Below are 16,082 nucleotides of genomic sequence, written 5' to 3' on the forward strand. Positions count from 1 at the left end.
TTGAACCGTGCGTCGCAGGCCTTGCGCCCGTTGACGGGCGGGCCGAGCCCGAGCGTCCGCGCGATCAGCTTCCCGCCAGACGAAATGGGCCATGGGGGGGCTTTTCGGGGATTGGCCAGAGGCGACCCAGAGGGTGAGGTCAGGCGGTCTGGGCGAAACGTCCGTTACGGCGATATTGGACGAGCCAACCTTCGGCGACCGCGCCGAGCGACGTCGGCGTGATGCCGAACTGGTCGAAGCCGGCCGCGCCGCCGGCGACGACATTGTCGCGCTGAAGCATCAGCCACTGGTCCTTGGTGATCGGCGCGCCCGGCGCCCAGCCGAAAGCGGTGGCGAGCACTGCGGAAACGGCGTCGGGCAATTCGACGAACAGCGGCTTGCGCCCGGTGGCTTCGGCGATCCACCGCTGCAGCTCTGCCATCGTGAGCACCTGCGGTCCGCCGAGTTCGAAAAGCTTTCCTGCCGCGTCATCGCCGAGCGCCGCGACCACCGCTTCGGCGACGTCACCAACATACGCCGGCTGGAATTTCGTCCCCGCCGCGATGACCGGAACGACCGGTGCAAGGCGGATGATCGCGGCGAAGCGGTTGATGAAATGATCTTCGCGTCCGAAGATGATCGAGGGGCGCAGGATCGCGGCATGGGGGAAGGCGCGGCGTACGGCGGCTTCGCCATCCCCCTTGCTGCGCGCATAGGCTGGCGCGCCATCGCTGTCGGCGCCGATGGCGGAGATGTGAACGAGCGTACGGGCGCCGGCAGATTTCGCGGCCGCGGCGACATGGCCCGCGCCATCGGCTTGCACGGCCTGCATGTCGTCGAATGCCCCGGCGAGATTGATGACCGCGTCGCTGCCGGCGACGGCGCGCGCGACGCTGGCCGGATCGCGGACGTCGGCGACGACGAATTGCGTCTGGCCAAGCCCGCCTAGCGGTTTCAGGAACACCGCCTTGCGCGGCTCGCGTTCGCCAACGCGCACCCGCGCGCCGCGTGCGAGCAGGCGCTGGACGACATATCGGCCCAGGAAACCGCCGCCGCCGATCACGGTGATCAATTGTCCGTCCAGCTTTTGCATGATGTCTTCCTGTATCCGATTCCCTGACGTGCGCATCGAGGCGCCGAACGGCTTCCCATGCCGCGAAGCGCCGGGCGGAGCAAGGGGCAGCGCAGCCGTGCCCGCTGGAAAAGCGGCTTCGCCAAATAAAATGTCCGGCGCCGCACGCGGCGTGGTTGACAAGCCGCCCGCTCCGCCGCTAAGCGCCCGCTCCTACCCCGTGCCCAGATGGCGGAATTGGTAGACGCACCAGCTTCAGGTGCTGGCGATCGCAAGGTCGTGGAGGTTCGAGTCCTCTTCTGGGCACCATTTACCCCTCTCTAGACATCCCAGAGCCATCGACAAAACGGCAGAAATCTGCCATTTTCTCCTTGGTCTTGTCTTTTGGTGTCCGAGGATATTTCACTCGATCTCACTCGAAATGGGGCCACCGGAATAGGCGATGGCCCCACGGCCATTTTCTGGTGGCCCCATCGCTGGCTTGAGATGACGCACCGGCTGAGACCTGCTTGCAGGAGTTGAGTCGATGTCCCTTACCGATGTTATGATCCGTTCGCTTAAGGCGGAGGACCGCCCCTACAAACGCGCGGACGCTGGAGGCCTCTATCTGGAGGTGCGCCCGACAGGCGCAAAGCTCTGGCGCTTCAAGTATCGGCATCTCGGAAAGGATAACCGCATCGCGCTCGGGGCTTATCCGGAAGTGCGCTTGGCCGAAGCTAGGCAATTGCGCGACGATGCCCGGCGTAAGCTGCGTGAAGGCGTCGACCCGCTTGCCGAGCGCAAGCGTCAGAAGCTGATCGCGCAGTTCAATGCCGGAAACACGTTCGGTGACATCGCCAAGGAGTATATCGACAAGTCGGTCGCCGAGGGGCGAGCCGATGCGACGACGGTGAAGGCGAACTGGCTCCTCGACCAGCTCAAGCCGATCGCGACCATGCCTGTCGCCGACCTCAAGCCCGTCGAGGTTCTGGCTGTGCTCAAGAGGATCGAGGCGCGCGGCAAATATGAAACGGCGCGTCGCGCCCGCTCCTTTGCCAGCAGGGTCTTCCGCTATGCGGTCGCGACTGGAAGAGGAGAGAGCGATCCTACTGCCGTGTTGCGGGGGGCGCTGATCGCTCCGCGGGTGACGCACCACGCTGCGCTCTTGGAACCGGAGGCAGTCGGTGCGTTGCTGCGGTCTATCGACGCATATACCGGAAACGCGATTACGCGGCTCGGGTGTCAGATCGCGCCTCATGTGATGGCTAGGCCTGGAGAGCTGCGTGAAGCCCTGTGGCCAGAGATCGATCTCGACAATGCGGTATGGAATATCCCTGCTGAGCGCATGAAGATGCGCCGACCTCATGCCGTACCGCTGTCGCGTCAGGTGTTGAGCTATTTGAGGGAGCTTCACGAGCTTACCGGACCAGAAGGGTTCGTCTTTCCTGCCTTTCACACGTTTCGCCGGCCAATGAGCGAGAACACACTCAATCAGGCGTTCCGCCGCATGGGGTACTCCACCGGGGAGGTAACAGCTCACGGCCTGCGGACCACCGCCTCTTCGCTCTTGAATGAAAGCGGCAAATGGCATCCCGATGCGATCGAGCGTTCACTGGCGCATGCGGACGCCAATGCCGTTCGCGGGACTTATAACCGAGGGCGCTATTGGGATGAACGGGTAGCGATGCATCAGTGGTGGAGCGATTATCTCGACGCCTTACGCGCGTCTGACGAAGCTCAGATCTCGGCCCTAACCGCAAAATGAGGTGCCTCCGCTTGCAAAATCCGGCGTTTGTTCCTATGAATGGAAATATAGATTTTCATTCTGGAGAATGTCATGGCGACGCGGCTGGCCTCGCAGGCGGATCAGGGACGAGTTCTCTCAGAAGCGGTCGTGCGCGTGGCGACGTGCTGGAAACTGACGAACGAGCAGTTGGGCTCGGTGGTCGGTATTTCCGCTGCTACGGCCTCGCGGCTTCGTTCCGGCAGTTATCAACTTCAGCGAGCCGAGAAGGCGTTCGAACTTGGGCAGTATCTCGTCCGGCTTTTTCGCAGCCTCGATGCGCTCATGGGAAGCGACGATATGGCGTCAACGTCTTGGCTGAAGTCGGAAAACTTGGATCTTGGCGGCAGACCCATCGATCTGATCCGCACGATCCGCGGTCTGAACGACGTGGCCGACTATGTCGATGATTACCGCGCCCGCGTTTGAGCGAACGCCGAAGCCGGAGCATCTTCGCGCCTACAGTGGGAAGCTGTGGCGGATCGTCGAAGCACAACATCGGATTTCGACCAACCGTTTGGCGGCGGGCGCCGGCGATCAAGCGTTGCTCGAGCAGCTTGTGGAAGAAGTGAAACCGAACTTGCCGGTAGCGGCGCGACATCTCCACTATCTGCTCGCGACGCCGTTTCGCTACGGGCATAAGAGTAGCTCGAGATTTCGCCGCGCCGGTGAGAAGCCCGGCATCTTCTATGCCGCAGAGGCGATTGGCGCTGCGATTGCCGAGACAGCCTATTGGCGGCTGCGTTTCTACTCCCGGTCGCCTGGGTTTCAGCCGCCGAGCACGACCGTGGAACACTCGGCAATCAGTGTCTCGGTAGCGATGGATCGTCTGCTCGACCTGTCTGCAGAACCATTTGTTGCGGGCGCGTCGCTGTGGATGGCGAAGGACGACTATTCCGCTTGCCAACAATTTGCGTCTGAAGCGCGAGAGATTGACGCGCAGGCTATTCGCTACGCGTCCGTTAGAGATCCTCAGCATCGCGCGAACGTGGCCCTGCTGGACCCATCGGTCTTTCGTGACCCAGCGCCCCGCAACGCTCAAACTTGGCATATTCGCTACGAGCAAGGCGAGTTGATCGCTCTTCGCGCTTTTCCGTCGGAGGAGCGGTTTAGGTTTCGGCCTTCAGACTTCGGCCTCTGACTAAGCTCTTTGCCAAGGGAGTTGGGTCGGACGATCAGCGATTGCGGCGCAGCTATTTTGTCTTGATGTAAACCCGAAGCTGGTCGCGCCTAATGTCGAAGGCGCCAGATTTTTCGATCAGCGAGACGAGCTTGGCGCACCCGTAGCTGCGTGGATCGAAATCGGGCATCTCTGCCAGAAGTCGGCTTCCAACCGCGCTTAGCGGGTACCAGCCATCCAGATCGTCGAGCTGGCCCAGCGCTGCTTGGATGAGCGGGATCGCCTCCGTCGGCTTCAGTTTGGCCGTTTCAGGTTCAGGCTCGGGGCTGCCGCCAATTGCCGTTATGCCTTCAGCTTCGTCGAGCGTAAGGTTCTCGGTGTAGATGAAGCGCTTGCACGCCTGACGGAAACTTTGCGGCGTTTTCTGTTCTCCGAAGCCATACACGGCGACGCCTTGTTCTCGTATTCGGGCGGCAAGGCGCGTGAAGTCGCTATCCGACGAGACGAGGCAAAAGGCATCGAACCGTCCCGAATGCAGAAGATCCATAGCATCGATCACGAGCGCGATGTCGGACGCGTTCTTCCCGATCGTGTTAGCGAAATTCTGGTGCGGCATGATGGCATGTGTGGCCAGAACCTCCGCCCAACCCTTGAGCCGCGTGCTCGAAAAATCGCCATAAATGCGCCGGACGCTCGCTTCGCCTATCGTGGCAATCTCTTTGAAAAGGCCTGCGGCTATCCGCGGCGACGCGTTATCGGCATCAATAAGAACTGCGAGCTTGGCAGGATGTTCGAGCGTCGTTGACATGGAACGACCATGCCAGACGGCAATAAAGAAACATTGAAAGCCGCCTACTCGATGATTTCGGCCTTGGCGCAATTCATCTCGAAGTCGAGCAGGGCGCGCCGCCACCGCTCGCGATTGGCGCCCGGAACGATACTGAAGAATAGAAGATTGGGAGCAACGCGCCCGCGAACAACCGGGAAGTCCGCCGGACTTCCTACCAGTGAGACGAGCTTGCTTCGAATATCAATCGCTCGCTGTACCGGGTCGCATTGGCGAGCGAACTGGATTGCAACGACAGACTTGCCCGCAGCCACATAGTCCGCGGCTTCGCTGAAGAGCGAATATTTGGGCCGGGTTCGCGCGGTCATCGAGGTCACCTCGAAGCCGTTATCCGGATCGAGGAAAATCAGGTCGGCCGGCTGCAATTCGGCGATCGCGTTCTGGTGCCAGCTTCCACGGTCATCCGCCGGAACGTGGGCCGCAAAGTAGCAAGTGTCGGGCGGTAGAATCTCCCACGCGGCCACGTTTGAAAGCTTGCGGTCAGCGACCGTATCGAACTTGCCGATCTTTTCGAAGAGCTCGGCGTCCGCATCACGCCAAACCCCGCCTTTGAGATGATGACGCTTCTCACCATCATTGTTGCCCGGGCGGTCAACCTGATCGGGCGTCGTGAGGTACCAGTTCACCCCGATCCGAAGCTCAAGAGTTTTGCTTAGATGCCGAAGCAGCGCATACTTCAAGAAGTCGTGAGAATCCCCGAGGTACCGCTCCTGCATAATTCTCTTTCTGTCAGTTGATCTTCTCAGGGTGCCGGATTCAGGCCTTGCCGCGTCAAGCGATAGGGCCATTTAGACATTAGCGTCGAGGACATTCCGGAAGCGCGAGGAGATTGTCGTTCCACTTTCCGTCGGCATAGGTACGAAGATACTTTCCGTTCGCCCCATTCACGACGCCGATGTCGCCGCGGTTGTTTCCGACAAGGGTGTAGAAGGTGTTGGTCTTCGCCTCGATCGAATCGATGACCTGCTGGCGCGTCCAGTGCCAGGTCGCTCCGCCGAGGTGGGTGATCCCTTCATAAGGATCGTTGCGCGGCTGCTTGTTGATGCACGTCACTTGCACGTCTGCCATGAGCTTTTCCTTTCCAATTCTGCTTAGTGGGCGTTGGGCCTCAGGCGGCCCGTTTTTGAAATATCGGCGCCTGCACGCGCTCGGCGGTCTCGAAGAAGAGCACTTCGTCCTGCGAAAGACGCAGAAGCTGTTTCGCACCGAGCGCGAAATATTCGCCTGCGCGGACCAGCCAGAGCTGGCGGTCGGTCGGAAGATTGGCCTTTGCGAGAAGCGAAGCCGTGTCGATCACCTCGGCGTCGATTGCCAGCAACTGCCCGTCGACGTCGACGATGTGGCGAAGTCCGATATCCCAGTAGGCCATGAGCGAATCTCCTTTCGTTCGATGAAAGCAGATTCGCACTTCAGCATGTCAGAAGCTGTCACCCCCATGCTCGCGAAGCAAACAAAGTGCATTTACGAGCATCATTTCCTCGACAGTTCGGCAGGGGGTTTCGAGAAGAAGGGGGCTTGCGAAGACGACCGCCGACGTCTGCGCGCGAGAGACGGCGACATTGATCCTGTTCAGCGAGAAGAGGAAGTCGATGTCGCGCGGCAGCTCCTCGCCGCTCGATGTCGTCATGGAGACAAGGCACACCGGTGCCTCCTGTCCTTGGAAGCGGTCGACCGTGCCGACACGGACAGCCGCAGGCAGCGCGGCGCGCAGCGCGTTCACCTGGGCATTATAGGGTGCGACCACCAGAATATCGGTGTGACCGATGACGCGCTCGCTGCCATCGCGCGCGCGATAGGTTGCGCCGGTCACAGCCTCGATCTGCGCGTTTATGGCATCGATCTCTTCGGGGCTGACCTGCGAGCGACCGAAATGCTCGATCGCGCGGACGCCCGCGCCGACAAGCGATCGCCCGTCGGTAGCGAACAATGATTGACTGCCGGCAGCATCGTCCGAATGCAGCTTGCCCTCATAGACGGCGACCGAGATATAGTCGCAGATCGCGGGATGCATCCGGCGGCTGACCGGCATGAAGATGCCGCGCTCGGCGGGGATGACCCGGTGTCCGTCAATCAGATATTCGAGGCAGGAGTCGCCGCTCCGTCCGGGGTGCGTACCTTGAAGCGGCTGCGGCAGTTGCATCGGATCGCCGACGAGGACGAGATTGCGGGCCGCGCGCGACATGGCGATGATATTGGCAAGCGAGACCTGTCCCGCTTCGTCAACGAAGAGATAGTCATAGGCTGGCGCTTCATATCGAGCGAAATGCCACGCCGTAGCGCCGACGACATCTGCGGTCCCGATTTCGGGCGCGTCATTCTCGCTCACAAGGACGATGCCGGGATGGGCATTCTCATCGTCATCGTCGGCAGCCTTCTGAACCACGCTGCATCGGACCCCATCGGTCGCGCTCCGGTCCGCGACCGCTTCAAGGAGATTGGTGATCGCCTTGTGGCTGTTCGACGAAACCGCAACGCGCTTGCCCGCCCGGACGAGGTCGATGATCGATAGCGCGCTGACATAGGTTTTGCCGGTGCCGGGCGGTCCCTGGATCGCCAGGGTCGTTTGATCCATGGCGGCAATTGCGGCGCTGGTGTGCGCCGACAGATCGCCTTCGGCGCCGATGATGCCCTCCGGCCGCGCCCCGTCGCGAAACGTCGGCGCCGCGCGCATAAGCAATTGCTCTATCGCTTTGGCCGAGCCGGGATTGTCGATGATGGCATCGGTCACGGCTGCGACGGCGGCGCGGAGCGTCGCGTTGCCGATCGGCTTTGCCGGAATGAGATCGAGCCGCTCGGGCAGCTCGCCCTTGGTCGTCGAGCGGCGCAGCACGAGCAGGTTTGCGTCATGATCGATCTCGCGCAGATCGACATCCTCGGGCATCGCGGCGGGTTTGACGCAAGGCTTGCGGCCCGCCCTCAATTTGGTCTCCTGCGGCGGGAAGCGATAGGTTCGCTCGAACGACCTTGCCGTTACTTTGACGGGATCGCCGACCGCCTCGAGGCCCTGGACGCATTCAAGATCATCGACGAGCTCCTCGCTCTCCTGCGCGAGTCGATCGAAGATCGCCCACCACGCGGGCTTGTCTTCGCGCTTGTGGAAGAAGTTGAGGTCGAGCAGCAGATCGGCGATGTCTTCGCCGAGCCGCTCGCGAACCGGAAGAAGCCGCGTGCGCAGCGCCGCCATCTCTTCATCCTCGGCCTCGACATTCGCGAGCGGACCCGCGTCGGAAACCTCGCCGGGTTTCGGCCAGGGCAAGCCTGCGGGGCGAACGTCACGGATCAACCAGTCGCGCAGCAGCTGCGTCGAGATACAGTCGGTGCGGTTATAGTCGTAGATCTTGTCGAGCAGATCGCCGTCCTGCGTTTCCCGCCAGCGTTCATAGAAGACCACGCTCGCGCCCGCGGTTGCGACGTCCGCCTCGCGCTTCTCCATGTAAAAGGCTTCGAGATCCTTTATCGAATAGCCTTTCTCGGAAGCGATCAGCGACCCCGATACGACGCGAAACAGGTCGACGAACCGTCGTTCACGCTGGAGCTGGTCCATGGCGGCCTCGCCGACGCGATGTTCCGCGGTCAGACGGCGCAGCGCCGCAATCTCGTAATTTGCATAATGATAGATATGCGCCTTCGGGTGGCGCTGGAGATGCGCCGTGAAGAATTGCAGCAGCTCCGCCACCGCCTTGCCCTCGGCGGCACGATCATGCGCCCAAAAGGCGCGGAAGCTCCATTCGCCCGCATCGCGAAACCAGATGCCGTGGAGATATTCGAGGCCGCCCTCATAGTAGGGATCGCCCTCGATGTCGTAGAAGAGGTCGCCGTCGTCGGCTTCGGGCAGCAATCCGAAACCCTTTCCGGGCTCATAGTCGCGAAGCGCAAATATCGGCGGACCGCCGGCGCGGCGCGCGGCCTGGAGCCGCGCCTGCGTCTGAAGCCGCTGCTGCGTCTCGGGAGCGAGCTTCGGGATGCGGTTGTCATGGACCGCGAGACCGCCGAGCGTTTCGATGCCTGCGGCCTCGATTTTGCCGCGTTGCGACCTTGTCATGCCGGCGACCAAAGCAAGGCTGTCGGCCTTGTCCCACTCGTCGCGGCAATGTTCCTTCCAGCGACAGAGGCCGCAGCTTGAAACAGGCTCGGGCCGCGTTTCCGGCCGGTCGGTCAGAAAGGTTTCGAACACCGCCCGTGCATGGCGTGCATAGGATGCCACGTCGGCGAGCCGCACGGTGAAACGCGAACCGTCGCCGAGTTGGAGATGCGCGGATTCGGGCCGGACGCCCTGAAGGTCGGCGATCAGGTCGGAATAGAGCGAGAGCTGGAGAATATGTTTGGGGTCGGGTTTCCGCTTCAGCTTGGTATCGACAACCTCATAGGAAAAGCCTCCGAGATCGGAGGGGCGTTCCACCCGTTCGAGAAAGTCGGAATAGCCGCCCCATGCGCCGCCGAGCAGGGCGCCCTGAAAAATGATGTCCGGGCCAGCCGCCATCGCTTCTCGTGTGAGCCGGACCGACTCTTCCAGCGTGATCCCGTCCTTGGGAATTTCGACGACATTTTTGCCCTGCGCCTTGAGCGCGTCGAGGAAGGCAAGTTCGTGGGCGTCGCCCTGCTTCTGAAGAAGTTCGGCTTCGTCGCCATCCTCGCACGGAGCGATATCGCGGGCCTCGATCAGCCGCAGATCGAGCGTCGTCGCGTGCCTGCACCCCTTGAACCGCATCAGGTCCGAGGCCGAAAGCCTGAGAGCGCCGTCGATCATCCGCATACACAATCCCCTTTATTCCGCTATGGCAGGTCGGGACGACAAAAGCTGTCATGGAGAATCGGATGTCGTTTGCAAAGGCCCAGGACCTTCTCAAGCTCGCGATGATGGCGACGCGCCGTAGCGGGGTGTCGCTCGAAGAGATTGTCGAGGAGTTCGGCTGTGTCCACCGATCGGCGCAGCGCATGACGGTCGCGCTTGAGGCGGCTTTTCCTCAGGCCGAGCCCGAAGATGGTGATGATCGCAAACGGCGATGGCGCATCCCCGCGCGCGCGATTGCACCCTTGTTGTTGCCGTCGGCCGAGGAACTAGCCGCGATGACGACGGCGATTCGCCAGCTCGACGCGGCCGGCATGGCCGCTGAGGCTGCAACGGTCCGCCAGATGGAACGGAAGGTGAGGGCGCTGATTCCCGCTCATGCGGGCACACGATTGGCTGTCGATGAGGAAGCCCTGCTCGAAGCACTGGGGCATGCCGCGCGTCCGGGGCCGCGACCGGCCGGGACGAGCGAGGTCGACAGCGCGATATCGGAGAGCCTGAAAGGGCCCTTCTTGCTCCGCATTTCGTATCGGCGCCGGACGCAGGACAAACCGACCGAGCGTGTGGTGGCACCGCACGGCCTCTTGCTGGGTGTGCGCCGCTATCTCGTCGCGCGGGACACGGCCAAGCCGGCGACGGTGCCGCTGCGCCATTACCGGGTCGAAGAAATCTACTCGGCCGAGGTGCTCGACACGAGCTTCGAGATCGATCCCGGCTTCAATATCCGCGAACATTCCGAAAAGGGCTTTGGGTCGTACGAAAATGCTGCCGAACATGGCGACGTCATTTGGCGCTTCTCGCCCGACGCGGCGCCCCATGCCCGGCGTTTCGTGTTCCATCCTACACAGAGTGTCGAGGAAGAGCCGGATGGCTCTTTGCTCGTGCGCTTCAAGGCCTCGGGACATCTCGAAATGTGCTGGCATCTCTATTCCTGGGGGAAGTCGGTCGAGGTGCTGCAGCCCGCTCGGCTTCGCGAGATGGTGCATGGACACCAGCGTGAGTTTGAAGCTTTGCCGTAAGGGGCGAGGGCCAATTTGACCTCAGGCTCAGCGGGTGACAGCTTTTGTCGTCCCATTCTCCTATTTTGGATGCTCGGCAACCAATGGGAGGACAACATGGGACTGACAAAGCATGCGAGGCAGCGCATCCAGCAGCGCGGAATTTCGAACGAAGCGGTGGATGCGATCCTCGCATACGGCGCGCGCCGTCGGCATCGAGGCGCCGACATTTATTATCTCGACAAAAAGGCACGGCGGCGGCTGGCTGGCGCATTCGGGCGCGAGCGCTATTCGAAACTCGAGCGCGCGCTCGACAGCTATGTCGTCGTCAGCGACGACGGGGCGATCGTTACCGCGGCGCACCGCCTGCACCGCCTGAAGTTCTGAACGGATGAGGTAAATCGCATTGACGTGCCCGGCGATTACTGGGACGCAGGGACGTTCCTTGGGGGAAGGGAAGTAGATGTTCTCGACTGGTGAACTTGTTCGCTTAAAAAATGACCCGTCAACTGTCGGGACGGTCGGGAGAGAGCCTGCGGAAGAAGTCCACGGGCGCACCTTTCTTTGGATCGACTTCCCGACGGGCCGCCGGAAAGTTCCGAGCGCGCAGCTCGAAGCGATCCTGGCCATCGCTGATCCGTTCGAAGATTTGAAGCGTGGGAAGCTGTCGGCACCTGGCGATCTCAGACGGGTTATCACGCATCTTCGGATGACCGGCCGCCTTGCGGACATGATTTACAGCCTGGGTGCGACCAACACGGAGTTTCACGCCTATCAGTTCAAGCCTGTATTGAAGCTCCTCAATTCGCCGTCCCGGGGCTTGCTCATCGCTGATGAGGTCGGTCTCGGAAAGACGATCGAAGCCGGGCTAGTGTGGACGGAGCTTGTCGCCCGCTTCGATTGTCGCCGTCTCCTGATCATCTGCCCCAAGCCGCTCTGCGAGAAGTGGCGCGACGAACTGCGCAGCAAGTTCAACGTCCTCGCACAGATCAAAGATGCCAAGGGGCTGCTTCAGACCCTCAAAGATGACAGCGAACATAGGGAGGGCTTTGCGGTCATTGCATCCATGCCGAGCCTGCGTCCGCCCAAAGGATGGAGCGATCCCGATGAAGATGTCAGTGGGCCGCGCGCCGACTTGGCAGAATATCTCGCGGAAGCGGGCGACGATCTATTCGACCTCGTTGTGATCGATGAGGCGCACCATCTGCGCAATACCGACACGATGAACCATCAACTCGGTCAGTTGGTCACCGACGTGACTGACTATAGCCTGTTTCTGTCGGCCACACCGATCAACCTCCGAGCCAATGACCTGCGCGCCCTGCTCAAGCTTATCGATCCCGATACCTTCGAACGCGAGTGGCTGTTTGACATGCTGCAGGAAGAAAACGCGCCCTATGTGGCTGCGTGGGAATCTGCGCGAAATCCAAAGGTTCCGATGGCAAGCGTCGCGGCCCTTGTCGCGGATTTGCCAGAAGGTCAGGTGCTCAAGACCGGAAGCCGCTTGGAGCGCTTGCGCGAAGAATTCGCCAAGGGAGTGGAGGATACGCCGGCAAACCGCATCAAGATCGCTGCACGTCTCGAAGAGATGTCCCTTCTCGGCTCGATAATCAATCGCACCCGCCGGCGTGATGTTGCCGAGTTCAAGGTTGAGCGGCGACCTCGAACGGCGCGATGGGAAATGACTGAGGCCGAACGGGACTTTTATGACGAAGCGACGGCTCGGATCGAGGCCTATGCTTACAGGCATGACATCAACGAGCGTTTTCTCCTCGCTCAGACCCAGCGCCTACTGGCCTCGAGTCTGCCTGCGGCATATCGCCATTGGGGCACGCGAAGCGGCCAGCTTACACTCGATGAGGAAGATGATGCCGGATCGAGTGGACCCATGCCCGGCCCCCTGACGGAAGCTCTGGGAGAGATTTGCGACGATCCTGTTCGCCTACGTGCGCTGGAAGCGAGTGACACTAAATTTGACCGTCTAGCCGAATGGCTAAGACACATTCGTGCGGAAACGCCCGACGAAAAGGTCATCATCTTCAGCAGCTTCCGCAAATCGATCGCTCACCTCGAACAGAAGCTGCGTGCCAAGGGTTTCGAGGTTCTCGAACTGCATGGGGGTGTGGCGGGGGATCGCCAGTCGATCGTGAACCTGTTCGGGGATGCGCCGGGCGGTACGATCCTTTTGACCTCCGAAGTAGGCGGTGAAGGTCTCGACCTTCAGTTTTGCCGTATCCTCTTCAACTGGGACTTGCCCTGGAATCCCATGAAGGTGGAGCAGCGGATTGGTCGTATCGATCGCATCGGACAGCAGTCGCAGTCGATCGACATCATCAATCTGATCTCGAAGGACACCATCGAAGAGCAGGTCTATGACCGGCTGTACGAGCGGTTGGGCATCATCCGGACGGCGCTCGGAGATTTCGAGCCTATTTTGGGCGATATCATTCGCGATATCGAGATTGCGCTCGTCAATCCCGAACTATCTGTCGAGCAACGCGCGATCGAGCTTGATAGGTCTGTGCTCGCGGCCGAACAGCGCAAGGCCCAAGCGGAGCAGCTTGAGCGCGAGGCGCCAGGGCTGGTTGCGCACGGTGACAGCATTTTGCAGCGCATCAACGATGCGCAGGCGCCGCACAAGCGCCTCACCGCAGCGGATCTGCGCGACTATGTCGCTGGTATCTTGGCCGGGTCCTATCGGGGAACCCGAATTGATCGGGCAGCCAATATGGAGATCGAGGCCTACGATATCCGGCTGTCCGCCGCCGCGGCCGCCGAATTCAACCAGTTTCGAAACAACAACGCCCGGCGCTATCCGACAAAGTTTGCACGCGAGAGCGTCGTCAGGAGCATTTTCGGTAGCAATCCGAACCCGTCGCGGTTTCGCGGTGTCGAAGCCATTCCGATGACCCATCCATTGTCGCGTTTCAGCGCTCAGATGCTCGACCGAAAGCAGGGAAGCTCCCTCGCGCGACCTGTCACTGCATTTCAGATTCCGGTGAGAGAAGAATGGGGCGTGCCTGCTGGACGCTACGCTATCGCCATCGAGCGATGGTCCGTTGAAGGCATAGTGCCGGTCGACAAGCTCGCCTTTGTAGGAGCTGCGCTCGGAGGACGGGTGGCGCTTTCCGAGGAGGTCGCCGAGCGGATTTTGCACGAAGCACTGTCGGAAGAGCCGCGGCTCAATCTTCTTCCGCCGGACGAGTGTCTTGCGGCGATGCCCACGGTCGAAGATCTGGCTCAATCGCTCAGGGAGGCACGCTCCGATTTTGAGAACGCCGAAGCAGCCCGGCATTATGATCTCGTCGACACGCAGCGGTCGTTGATCGAGGAACATGCACGGCGCGAGCAGGAACGGGCCGAGACCCAGATCAGGGAGCATCGCTTTTCCGGCAGCGCGAAACGCCAGCAACTCGTTTACGCCGTGCAGGGCAAGCTCGAGAAGCTGATGGCCCGGCTCAACCTGAAGCTCAACGAGATACAGCGGCGCGAAGAATCCTTCAGTTACGATGAGCCAAAGCTGGTCGGCCTCGCCATCGTTGATCTGTTGGAGAAGCCATGATGGCAAAGGATCGTCGCCCAACAAGCCTCGCAGACCAGCTGAGCGGGCTGCAAGCGGCCATGCGCGAAAATGCGCGGGCTCCGCGCAACGGTGCGGGGGCAGGCCGTCATCAGCCCGCTGGCAGTGCCTCTGAGAGCCGTGCTCCGATCGACGTTTCGGACATGGAGCAACAAATGCTCGCTAGACATGCCTTCAACGACGGTGGCTCCGAAGCCGGACGGACGCCGAGTGGATTGGAGCCTGGGAATGGCATAGTCGATCGGCGGGGCCGGGCGATCGAGGTGTCGAAGAAATCTCGCCCCCCAAAACGGGAGATCGATCCTTCCAAAGTTCCAGTTCGGCCATCACGCACGCCTCCAGCCCTGGTCGGGGACCTGACGCCTGCGGCACGGGCTAGGCTGCAACGCGATGAAGCCAGCTTGCCGCCGGTTCCCCCATCCTCTCCGGTGACCGACCATGCCGATGAGGCTTCCCGCAGCAATGTCTCGGCGCCGCAGTCTGCCGGAGCCCCCGTCGAAGTGCCCAAGAGCCGCAAGAGTCCGGTGGAGGAGGCGTTCGATCATATCCGGGATGTCGTAAAGAGGTCGACGCCGGCGATTGAAGCGCGAGCGATTTCGGTTCGCACTGCTGTTGCGCGGGAAATTAGCGATCATATCGCTACCGGGAGCCGTTTGCTCGCCGAGCGACCTGAGCGCGACGAGAGCGGCTACCTAGTGGGGTTTGACTTCGGCACTAGCTCGCTGAAGGTGGTTTTTCATCAGCCCTACGCCGCTGATGATCCGGTCGCGGCAATGAAGGTTCCGAAGGAGCTGCGATCGCGAGATCACCCTTATCTGTGGCAGACCGTGATCTGGTTTGATCCTGACAGTCAGGAGTTTTCGCTGGTCCCGTCGAACAACGCGACGCCGCTTGACGGTTTCAAGACGGGGATCATTGCCGGCTATGACGGTGAGCGTATCCGGCCGGAAGTTCCCGTAACCCGTGCCGATGCGGCCGTTGCCTTCATCGCGCTGCATATGGCGCATCTGACCGGCTGGTACGCCGAGACCCGACCGCTTGGCCCTGTCGGCGGATCGCACTTTCTTTCTTTCAATTTTGGCATCCCGACCGCAGCTCACGATGACGCCGCCTCATTCGGAATATTCCGGCGTATCCTGAGCGCCGCGCGCGTGGTTGCTGCCGATTGCACCAACCTTAGTTTGGACAAGGTGCGGCAGGCTTATCGCGCTTCATCCGGCGAGCTTCCGCCCGGCTATATCGTAGTTCCCGAGCTTTGCGCGGCTTTGGCCGGATATGCCAAATTGCCGACATCTTACCGCCGGTCGCATGTGCTGGTGGATGTTGGAGCCTCGACCCTCGATATCGTCGCGTTCAACCTCAATGACGATGATGAAGGTACCAACATTGCAGCCTTCTCGGCCGGCGTCGAACTATTGGGTGCGGCGGCGCTCGACACAGCGCGCGAAGCCGAGATCGACGATAAGGTTTTCCGGTCAGCCTGCGATCACCAGTTCAACCTCGTATACAAGCGAGCCTGCCTTCCGACGGTTGCTCCCGGTTGTTTCAGGCCGAGCTTGCGCCGCGAGCCGGTGCAGCTCGTGACGACTGGCGGGGGATGCGCCACCGAGGTTCACGCCGCCTTTGTCGACAGCATGCCGGGCCGAATTCTCGGAGATCGAAAAATCTACAGGCCGAAACCGCCGAAGCATATGACGCGCAAACGCTGTGATTCTGGGCGGCTGTTGCTGGCTTACGGCTTGGCGCAAGATGAGCCGGACATTTTGCGCATTAAATTACCGTCACAGATCGAACCGCTGCCGCTGGGGGATGATGGCTTTCCGTCGATGATCGGGAAAGACCAAGTGTAGGGGCCTCGCGGGCATCTCTCGCCTCTCGGCGCCTCCTCTACGCCCAACGACTTGTCATCGGTCGATTGCACCTCATCAAACGCCG

At 61.2% G+C, this 16,082-nt stretch carries 13 protein-coding genes and 1 tRNA gene; 8 read left to right on the forward strand and 6 right to left on the reverse strand.

From position 1 onward, the window contains the following. Positions 1–139: 139 nt before the first annotated feature. Positions 140–1,072, reverse strand: coding sequence for a complex I NDUFA9 subunit family protein (locus JNM03_RS16875; protein WP_294038396.1), 933 nt, complete (start codon positions 1,070–1,072; stop codon positions 140–142). Between the two features lie 201 nt (positions 1,073–1,273). Here JNM03_RS16875 and JNM03_RS16880 point away from each other — a divergent pair. From JNM03_RS16880 to JNM03_RS16895, 4 genes are all read left to right on the forward strand, one after another. Next, positions 1,274–1,360 (forward strand) — tRNA-Leu (locus tag JNM03_RS16880). A 217-nt stretch (positions 1,361–1,577) separates the two neighbouring features. Next, positions 1,578–2,795 (forward strand): integrase arm-type DNA-binding domain-containing protein, encoded by a 1,218-nt coding sequence (locus JNM03_RS16885; RefSeq protein ID WP_294038398.1) that lies wholly within the window; start codon positions 1,578–1,580, stop codon positions 2,793–2,795. A gap of 72 nt (positions 2,796–2,867) precedes the next feature. After that, complete coding sequence (locus JNM03_RS16890) at positions 2,868–3,242, forward strand: MbcA/ParS/Xre antitoxin family protein (protein ID WP_294038400.1); 375 nt, start codon at positions 2,868–2,870, stop codon at positions 3,240–3,242. Further along, entirely contained in the window at positions 3,214–3,954 is a 741-nt protein-coding gene (locus JNM03_RS16895; RefSeq protein WP_294038402.1) for an RES family NAD+ phosphorylase, read from the forward strand. Before JNM03_RS16890 ends, JNM03_RS16895 begins: the two co-directional genes overlap by 29 nt. Positions 3,955–4,006: 52 nt before the next feature. On the opposite strand, the gene JNM03_RS16900 is transcribed toward JNM03_RS16895, so the two are convergent. The 5 genes from JNM03_RS16900 to JNM03_RS16920 all read right to left on the reverse strand — a co-directional run bounded on the left by JNM03_RS16900 (position 4,007) and on the right by JNM03_RS16920 (position 9,533). Continuing rightward, the gene (locus JNM03_RS16900; RefSeq protein WP_294038404.1) at positions 4,007–4,741 is read right to left on the reverse strand and encodes an NYN domain-containing protein; all 735 of its coding nucleotides are present in this window, start codon (positions 4,739–4,741) and stop codon (positions 4,007–4,009) included. 44 nt (positions 4,742–4,785) lie between these two features. After that, positions 4,786–5,460 (reverse strand): hypothetical protein, encoded by a 675-nt coding sequence (locus JNM03_RS16905; RefSeq protein ID WP_294038406.1) that lies wholly within the window; start codon positions 5,458–5,460, stop codon positions 4,786–4,788. A 115-nt stretch (positions 5,461–5,575) separates the two neighbouring features. Continuing rightward, entirely contained in the window at positions 5,576–5,848 is a 273-nt protein-coding gene (locus JNM03_RS16910; RefSeq protein WP_294038408.1) for a DUF3892 domain-containing protein, read from the reverse strand. Between the two features lie 40 nt (positions 5,849–5,888). Further along, complete coding sequence (locus tag JNM03_RS16915; RefSeq protein WP_294038410.1) at positions 5,889–6,149, reverse strand: hypothetical protein; 261 nt, start codon at positions 6,147–6,149, stop codon at positions 5,889–5,891. Positions 6,150–6,197: 48 nt separating this feature from the next. Beyond that, entirely contained in the window at positions 6,198–9,533 is a 3,336-nt protein-coding gene (locus tag JNM03_RS16920) for a TM0106 family RecB-like putative nuclease (protein ID WP_294038411.1), read from the reverse strand. Positions 9,534–9,595: 62 nt separating this feature from the next. On the opposite strand from JNM03_RS16920, the gene JNM03_RS16925 reads away from it, so the two are divergent. The 4 genes from JNM03_RS16925 (at position 9,596) to JNM03_RS16940 (ending at position 15,997) form a co-directional block, all read left to right on the forward strand. Beyond that, positions 9,596–10,588 carry a YafY family protein gene (locus JNM03_RS16925; protein ID WP_294038413.1) on the forward strand — a complete coding sequence of 331 codons (993 nt, stop codon included), beginning with the start codon at positions 9,596–9,598 and terminating at the stop codon, positions 10,586–10,588. A gap of 96 nt (positions 10,589–10,684) precedes the next feature. Further along, positions 10,685–10,954, forward strand: a complete 270-nt coding sequence (locus JNM03_RS16930; RefSeq protein WP_294038416.1) for a DUF4258 domain-containing protein — start codon at positions 10,685–10,687, stop codon at positions 10,952–10,954. Positions 10,955–11,030: 76 nt separating this feature from the next. After that, complete coding sequence (locus JNM03_RS16935) at positions 11,031–14,129, forward strand: SNF2-related protein (RefSeq protein WP_294038418.1); 3,099 nt, start codon at positions 11,031–11,033, stop codon at positions 14,127–14,129. 446 nt (positions 14,130–14,575) lie between these two features. After that, a complete protein-coding gene (locus tag JNM03_RS16940) occupies positions 14,576–15,997 on the forward strand; it encodes an S-layer homology domain-containing protein (protein ID WP_294038420.1) in 1,422 nt (473 codons plus the stop codon). The last annotated feature ends 85 nt before the right edge of the window (positions 15,998–16,082 follow it).

Source organism: Sphingopyxis sp. (assembly GCF_016793825.1).
Classification (GTDB): domain Bacteria; phylum Pseudomonadota; class Alphaproteobacteria; order Sphingomonadales; family Sphingomonadaceae; genus Sphingopyxis.

Bases quoted from the DNA above. Each gene is read 5' to 3' on its own strand.
- JNM03_RS16890 (WP_294038400.1), top strand. From the start codon at position 2,868: ATGGCGACGCGGCTGGCCTCGCAGGCGGATCAGGGACGAGTTCTCTCA.
- JNM03_RS16895 (WP_294038402.1), top strand. From the start codon at position 3,214: ATGTCGATGATTACCGCGCCCGCGTTTGAGCGAACGCCGAAGCCGGAG.
- JNM03_RS16915 (WP_294038410.1), bottom strand. From the start codon at position 6,149: ATGGCCTACTGGGATATCGGACTTCGCCACATCGTCGACGTCGACGGG.
- JNM03_RS16900 (WP_294038404.1), bottom strand. From the start codon at position 4,741: ATGTCAACGACGCTCGAACATCCTGCCAAGCTCGCAGTTCTTATTGAT.
- JNM03_RS16935 (WP_294038418.1), top strand. From the start codon at position 11,031: ATGTTCTCGACTGGTGAACTTGTTCGCTTAAAAAATGACCCGTCAACT.
- JNM03_RS16920 (WP_294038411.1), bottom strand. From the start codon at position 9,533: ATGCGGATGATCGACGGCGCTCTCAGGCTTTCGGCCTCGGACCTGATG.
- JNM03_RS16885 (WP_294038398.1), top strand. From the start codon at position 1,578: ATGTCCCTTACCGATGTTATGATCCGTTCGCTTAAGGCGGAGGACCGC.
- JNM03_RS16925 (WP_294038413.1), top strand. From the start codon at position 9,596: ATGTCGTTTGCAAAGGCCCAGGACCTTCTCAAGCTCGCGATGATGGCG.
- JNM03_RS16930 (WP_294038416.1), top strand. From the start codon at position 10,685: ATGGGACTGACAAAGCATGCGAGGCAGCGCATCCAGCAGCGCGGAATT.
- JNM03_RS16910 (WP_294038408.1), bottom strand. From the start codon at position 5,848: ATGGCAGACGTGCAAGTGACGTGCATCAACAAGCAGCCGCGCAACGAT.
- JNM03_RS16875 (WP_294038396.1), bottom strand. From the start codon at position 1,072: ATGCAAAAGCTGGACGGACAATTGATCACCGTGATCGGCGGCGGCGGT.